This is a genomic window from Moorena sp. SIO2C4, assembly GCF_010672485.1.
Lineage (GTDB): Bacteria > Cyanobacteriota > Cyanobacteriia > Cyanobacteriales > Coleofasciculaceae > Moorena > Moorena producens.
In genome coordinates, this window is the sequence record NZ_JAAHGN010001343.1 from 1 (window position 1) to 1697 (window position 1697).

The 1697-nt window shown below is 40.7% G+C and carries 1 pseudogene; it reads right to left on the reverse strand.

Annotated elements, in window-relative coordinates:
- Positions 1 to 289: 289 nt before the first annotated feature.
- Positions 290 to 1597, reverse strand: a pseudogene (locus F6K20_RS37335) (IS4 family transposase).
- Positions 1598 to 1697: the final 100 nt, after the last annotated feature.

Here is a 1697-nt window from a genome sequence, read left to right on the forward strand (position 1 = left end):
CTATGCTTTATAAACATCTTTCTTAACATAAAAATTGACAAAAAGAGTCAAGTGTGCATAGAGAGGCGATCGCCCTAAATTGACAAAAAGAGTTAAGTGTGTATAAGAGTGCGATCGCTAATCTTCATTTCGGCGCTTTCCCCCTATAAATACTCTATGGTACTTGTGGCAAATCATACACCCCTGCACTATAGACAGCTCAACCAATCTAATCAGCACCATCAATGTTGGCTCAGTGATGTTCCAGCTCTTGACAAAAGTGCCAAGTTTCTGAAATATCATCCAATCGTCAAAGTCCACGCCAGAGAACTTTAACTCCTGGTTCACCATCACCTTTTCGGCCTAAAAAACCGCCTAATTGTGCAATCCAACGCACTACTTGTGATAGGTTTGGCGGTTTTTGATGAGGATAAATTTGTTTATGTATCGTCGCATAAAGTGCCTGCCACTCATAGGATTTTAAGACCTCTTCACAACTAACATCAGGACAATGGCGAGCCAAATAAGTAAGCCAGAGTAAACGCCAAGCAACTATACTATAAGTTGCCAAGGCCATCTCTAATCGTTGAGCTGTTTTCAGTTGTAACTGCTCCAGGCGACAACCACTTTTTAATACATAGTGGTAGCGTTCAATTAGCCAACGATAACTGTACCATCGTACATATTGCTCTACATCTTCGATAGAATTAATCTCTAAGGTAGTTAACAGTAACCATTGAATCGGTTCCACTTCTGGTGGTGCATCTTCTTCAGTGACTAGAATTGCCTGTAACTCTTGAGGCGCTAGTTGTTCTTTTTTACCTCGATTCTGAGGTGGTTGAATCGTCACAGTAGTATAACGAATGCTTAAAGTAGCTCTTCTGGCTTTCCTAGTAGGATTGCGTTTGACCTCTACTGTCATATGACCTTGGTGAGAACTAGATTCTACTCCTGACCATAACTTCTCACCAGAATCTAAACACCTGTTTTGACTTGCTCTAATCAGAAACTCTGAATTGAGGCGACGAGGATAAGCAAATAAATCATAAAAATCTCCTTCTCGGTCAGTAATCGTTACCACTTTTTTTGATTCTGGTATCAGCTGTTCGCTTTTGGTTAAGGCATCTAGCCATCTTTGACTCTCTTTTTGTGCCGTCGTTCTTTTTTTTCTTTGCTCTGCTTTTCCCAATTCCTCTATAACTCTAGCCCAAACATACTGGTCGAGTATACCCAGTGGCAATCCCTTACTGCTTACACTCAAGACTGAATGCACTTTTAATCCTGTTGCATATTTGCTATCAAGATATCCAGCTCCAGACAGTGCTTTTTGCTTTGTATAGTTGAGTTCTGTGGTATCTTGTATGGCCAATACCACTTGATGCTGAGAAATTCGCTCCTGTGTCGCCTCTATGTGCCCTTGTCTAATCATTGATGGTTTGATGTAGGGGGAATCCCAAAAATCCTATGTGGCCTTTGTGGCTGCCCAAGTTCCACTTGCCGTTGGCACTGTTGCGGACGGTGATTTGCTTAAATTAGAGACAATTTCCATGAACCTTTTAGTTCTTCTTTTGTCTCCTAAATCTGTTCTTCCTAGCTCTTTCAATATCCATTGTTCCATATTTGTGATAATAGATGCCAGAGGCGATTCTAGCCAGAACACACACTTGACTCTTTTTGTCAAGTTTTATGTTAAGAAAGATGTTTATAAAGCATAGCTT